Annotated in this window: 5 protein-coding genes; 1 reads left to right on the forward strand and 4 read right to left on the reverse strand. The window is 73.7% G+C overall.

Going from position 1 to position 4797, the window contains the following annotated elements:
* Positions 1-88: 88 nt before the first annotated feature.
* From ACIQOV_RS28000 to ACIQOV_RS28015, 4 genes are all read right to left on the reverse strand, one after another.
* The gene (locus ACIQOV_RS28000) at positions 89-673 is read right to left on the reverse strand and encodes a GNAT family N-acetyltransferase (protein ID WP_401053154.1); all 585 of its coding nucleotides are present in this window, start codon (positions 671-673) and stop codon (positions 89-91) included.
* Positions 674-771: 98 nt separating this feature from the next.
* Positions 772-1569, reverse strand: coding sequence for a hypothetical protein (locus ACIQOV_RS28005; RefSeq protein WP_401053156.1), 798 nt, complete (start codon positions 1567-1569; stop codon positions 772-774).
* Positions 1570-1735: 166 nt separating this feature from the next.
* Positions 1736-2989, reverse strand: coding sequence for a serine hydrolase domain-containing protein (locus ACIQOV_RS28010; protein ID WP_401053158.1), 1254 nt, complete (start codon positions 2987-2989; stop codon positions 1736-1738).
* Between the two features lie 157 nt (positions 2990-3146).
* Positions 3147-3629: a carboxymuconolactone decarboxylase family protein gene (locus ACIQOV_RS28015; RefSeq protein WP_401053160.1), complete on the reverse strand. Its 483-nt coding sequence runs from the start codon at positions 3627-3629 to the stop codon at positions 3147-3149.
* Between the two features lie 93 nt (positions 3630-3722).
* On the opposite strand from ACIQOV_RS28015, the gene ACIQOV_RS28020 reads away from it, so the two are divergent.
* The gene (locus ACIQOV_RS28020; protein ID WP_401053162.1) at positions 3723-4676 is read left to right on the forward strand and encodes a pirin family protein; all 954 of its coding nucleotides are present in this window, start codon (positions 3723-3725) and stop codon (positions 4674-4676) included.
* Positions 4677-4797: the final 121 nt, after the last annotated feature.

The following is a 4797-nucleotide window of genomic DNA, read 5'->3' on the forward strand; positions in this document are numbered from 1 at the left end:
TCGGCCGGCACCTCGCCGAGCGGCCGGCGCCAGAGGTTGAGCGTCACATCGGCCGAACCCACCATGTCCGTCGCACCCACCATGTCCGTCATGCCTGCGCCGCCTGATCCGGTCCGATGCGGAACTCCGCGAGCTGTCGGCCGTACCACCGGTCGGTCGGCCCGGTGCCCGTCATCCCCAGGCGCCGGCAGACGGCCGCCGACCGGGTGTTGTCCGGGGCCAGCACGGCGCGGATCTCGGTCAGGCCGTCGGCGAAGCCCTTGGCCAGGACGGCCCGGGCGGCCTCGGTGGCGATGCCCCGGCCCCAGCTGTCGGGGTGGAGGTGCCAACCGATCTCGATCTCGCCGTCCCCGTCCGGCAACGGCACCAGCAGGACCGTGCCGGCAACCGTACCGGTGTCGCGTCGTTCGACCGTACCGGTGTCGCGTCGTTCGACCGCCCAGGCGCCGAAGCGCGGGTCGGCGGACCGCTTCCGGCAGCGCTCGATGAAGGCGCGGGCCTCCTCGGGCCCGGTCATGGCCCGTGGGGTCCGGCCGAGCCAGCGGGCCACCTCCCAGCGGGAGTAGATGTCGAAGGCGCGGTCCTGGTCGGCCGTGGACATGGTCCACTGACGCACCACCAGCCGCTCGGTGGTCAGCACCGTCCCCGAGTCGTCTTCCGTCCCCGCCGTCACGCGCGCCCCTTTCCGCTGCCGATGATGCGTGCATCACCGTACGCAGTCGGGCCGCCGAGCGGAACTCCGGCGCCCCGGGCGCGACCTCGGCGCGCAGGTCAGGTCGCGGGCGGGAGGTGGGACGCGGCCACCAGCCCGGCCACCGTCCGGAGCCTGGCGAAGTGCTCGCGGCAGTACTGCTCGTCGATCAGGGGCACGACCTTGTCGAGGTCGGCGATGCGGTGCCAGAGGTCGGAGATGCTGCGGTCGTCGAATCCGCCGCCCTGTTCCCGGAGCACGGCGGAGGCGACGGCGTCCTCCAGGAGGATCAGACACACCCCCGCGATGTCCACCCCGAGGAAGCTCCTGGGGAACGGCGCCCGCCGGTGCTCCTCCCACAGCCGGTCGAGCCGCGCCCGGGCCGACTCCTCCTCCGTGGTCCCGCCGGTCTCGGCCGCCGCCACGGGCGGGCGGAGGAGCGCGGACACGGCGTCGAAGACCGCGCGCACCAGCGTGACGGCCCGCTCCGGGGTCACGGCGCCGGTCGTCACGGTGCCCCGCGCGAGCTTGTCGCGCAGTCGCAGGCTCGCCTCGATCTCGGTGACGAGCCCGGGCCCGAGGAGCCCTTCGGCGACGGCCCGTCCGATCAGCTCCCGGAGCGGCTCCTCGACGGCCAGTCGTTCGACGAGGACCTGTTCCAGGGCGAACAGCGCCTGGGTGACGGCGACGGTGGCGAACTCGTACCGGTAGTAGGAGTGCCGGATGAGCTCGCGGGAGGTCTCCAGCGCGCCCATGACGCCCATCGCGGCTCCGGCGGGCACCTCCAGACCGGCGACCAGGTCCTGCATCCCCGGATAGTCCGGCGCGACGGACCAGGCGCGGGGATCCTGGGCAGGGGACAGCGGCGAGGGGATCACCGGTGCATTCTCACCGCCGGCGGAAGCCGGTGCCACCGGTTTTCCCGGGTGCCCGGCCCCGGGCTGTCGGCCCCCCGGTGGCGGAAACGGCACCGCTCCGACCCGCCCGCACGGTCGAGGACCCGCGCGGACGAGCCGGAGCGGTGGAACAGGGAACAGCAGGCGGTCAGCCCAGCCTCGGCACCATGACGGCTGACCCCTGCACCGCCGGCTCCTGCGCCGCCGTCCCCGTCCCGCAGAAGGCCTGCTCCAGGAAGCCGGCCTCCGCCTGCATCTGCGCGAGGAACTGCGCCTGGTCGCCGCGCGGGGTGACGGACAGCGACACCTGCCGGTCGCCCGAGCTCCACAGCTGGGTGCTGTACCCGGGCACCGAGCCATCGTGCCCGTAGACCGGACCGCAGGAGAGCTGCCAGCCGGCCAGCCCGAGCCCGTAGCCCAGTCCGGTCGGCATGCCCTCGATCACGATCGGGGTCGTCGTGGTCATCTCCTTCAGCAGCGCCGGCGGCAGCAGCCGGCCGCCCAGCAGGGCCTTCTCGAAGCGGTTCAGGTCGCTCAGGGTGGAGATCACCTCCCCTGCCGAGTTCGCCCAGGTGACGCTCGCCACCGTCACGTCCCGGTCGCTGCGGTCCTCCGGGCCGGGGCCCTCGGGCAGCGTCCAGTAGCCGTGCGCGTGCGGGCCCCGGATGCCGGTGGCCGTACCCGGGAAGTACGTGCCGGTCAGACCGAGCGGGCGCAGGATGCGCGCGGTGGCCTCCTGGGCGTAGCCGTGCCCGGTCACCTTCTCGACGATCATGCCGAGCAGGGTGTAGTTGACGTTGGAGTAGCCGTACCCGGTGCCCGGCGGGAACGTGGGCGCGTGCGCCGCCGAGGAGGCCACCACCTGGGCCGGGGTGATGTGCCGGGTCAGGCCGCCCTGGTCCAGCCAGTTCCGGACGGCCGCCGGTTCGGTCCAGTCGGGGAAGACCCCGCCCTTCTCGTTGGTGGGGTCCCAGAGTCCGGAGCGGTGGCCGAGCAGCTGACGGACGGTGATGCGGTCGCCGTTCGGGACCAGCCCGGGCAGGTGCCGCTCGACCGGGTCGTCCAGGCCGATCCGCCCCTCCCCGACCAGCTGGAGCACCGTGGTGGCGATGAACACCTTGGTGACGCTGCCGACCCGGAACCGCCCGTCCGTGCGCAGCGGTGCGCCGGTGGCCAGGTCGGAGACGCCGGACGCCCCGCGCCAGGCGCCGTTCCCGTCCCGGACCTCCGCGATCGCCCCGACGGCGCCGGCGTCGGTCAGCGCCCGCAGGGCCGCCGCCCGCGGGTCGCCGGAGCCCGGCCGTCCGTCGGCGGCCTCGGCCGCACCTGCCGGGACCAGCGGCGCGGCCAGTGCCAGGCAGACCGCCCCCACCAGCGCGGAGACAAACGTACGACGTGCCATGCGACCCCACCTTCGCCGTCGGCGAGCACTCCCTCGCCCTCGACGCCCAGCCTCGCCGCAGCGCTGACGGTCGGTCATCCCCCGCCGGAAGGAGCCGGTCGTACACCCGCCAATGGAGGACCTCCGCCGGAAGGCGGAGACCCTCCTGCGGTCGCGACTACCGGGCCGGGCGGACCGGGTGCTTGCTCAGGATGGATACCCGGTTGAAGGAGTTGATGGCGATCGAGACCCAGACCACCGCGGAGATCTCCTCGTCGCTCAGCACCTCGCGCGCCACGCCGTACGCGGCCTCCTGGAGTGCCGCGTCCGCCGGGGAGGTGGTCGCCTCGGCCAGCCCGAGCGCGGCCCGCTCCCGGTCGGCGAACACCTCGGTGTCGCGCCAGGCCGCGAGCACGCCGAGGCGCTGGGCGGTCTCGCCCTCGCGGATCGCGGCCCTGGTGTGCACGTGCAGGCAGTAGGCGCAGCCGTTGATCTGTGAGACGCGGAGGTTGACCAGCTCGATCAGCCGGCGGTCCAGCCCGGCCTCGGCCGCGACCTCGCGCGCCGCCTCGGCGGCGGCGAGCAGCGCCTTGTACGCCTGGGGGCTCTGCTTGTCGATGAAAACCCGCCGGTCCGTCGGAACCACCGTCACATCACTCACCTGGACTCCTTAGGCTGGTCGCACTGTCGCCCGCCACTCTGCCATGGCATGATAGTTGAATATAGAACTAATCACCATCTGGGAGGGACCCCCGTGAGCACCGCCGAGACCGACCTCGTCGAGACGCCCGCCGCCGACCCGCGGGTGGAGGTCCTGCCCGCCCGGGACGTCCCGCTCGGCGGCCCGCGCGCGATGACCGTGCGCCGCACCCTGCCGCAGCGCTCCCGCACCACGATCGGCGCCTGGTGCTTCGTCGACCACTACGGGCCCGACGACGTCGCCGGCACCGGCGGCATGGACGTCGCCCCGCACCCCCACACCGGGCTGCAGACCGTGAGCTGGCTGTTCACCGGCGAGATCGAGCACCGCGACAGCCTCGGCGTCCACGCGTACGTCCGGCCCGGCGAGGTCAACCTGATGACCTCCGGCCGCGGCATCGCCCACTCCGAGGTCTCCACCCCGGCCACCACCGTCCTGCACGGCGTGCAGCTGTGGGTCGCCCTGCCCGAGGAGCACCGGCACACCGGGCGCGACTTCCGCCACCACGCCCCCGCCCCGGTCGCCCTGGACGGCGGCGAGGCACGGGTCTTCCTCGGCACCCTCGCCGGCGACACCTCCCCCGTCCCCACCTTCACCCCGCTGCTCGGCGCCGAGCTGACCCTGCGCCCGCACGCCGTCGTCACCCTCGACGTCGACCCCGCCTTCGAGCACGGCCTGCTCGTCGACAGCGGCGAGGTCCACCTCCTCGACACCCCGCTGCGCCCCGCCGAACTCGGCTACGTCGCCCCCGGCAGCCGTACGCTCACCCTCACCAACACCGGCGCGACCGACGCCCGCCTGGTACTGCTCGGCGGCACGCCGTTCGAGGAGCGGATCGTCATGTGGTGGAACTTCATCGGGCGGTCCCACGAGGACATCGTCCAGGCCCGCGAGGAGTGGCAGGCCGCCACCGACCGCTTCGGCGCCGTCCAGGGCTACCCGGGCGACCGCCTGCCCGCCCCGGAGCTCCCCGGCCTCCCCCTCAAGCCGCGCGGAAACGCGCGCTGACCTGCACGTTAGGCAATCGGGGGTGTGGTGGGCCGGGGCCCCACAACATGGGGAGAGCGGGGGGGTGGGGAAGAGGGGTGGGTGGGGGGTTTTTGTGGGGGGTGGGCGGGGGCTTTAAAAA

It is taken from the genome of Kitasatospora sp. NPDC091257 (genome assembly GCF_044757675.1).
Lineage (GTDB): Bacteria > Actinomycetota > Actinomycetes > Streptomycetales > Streptomycetaceae > Kitasatospora > Kitasatospora lactacystinica.

Bases quoted from the DNA above. Each gene is read 5' to 3' on its own strand.
- ACIQOV_RS28010 (WP_401053158.1), bottom strand. From the start codon at position 2,989: ATGGCACGTCGTACGTTTGTCTCCGCGCTGGTGGGGGCGGTCTGCCTG.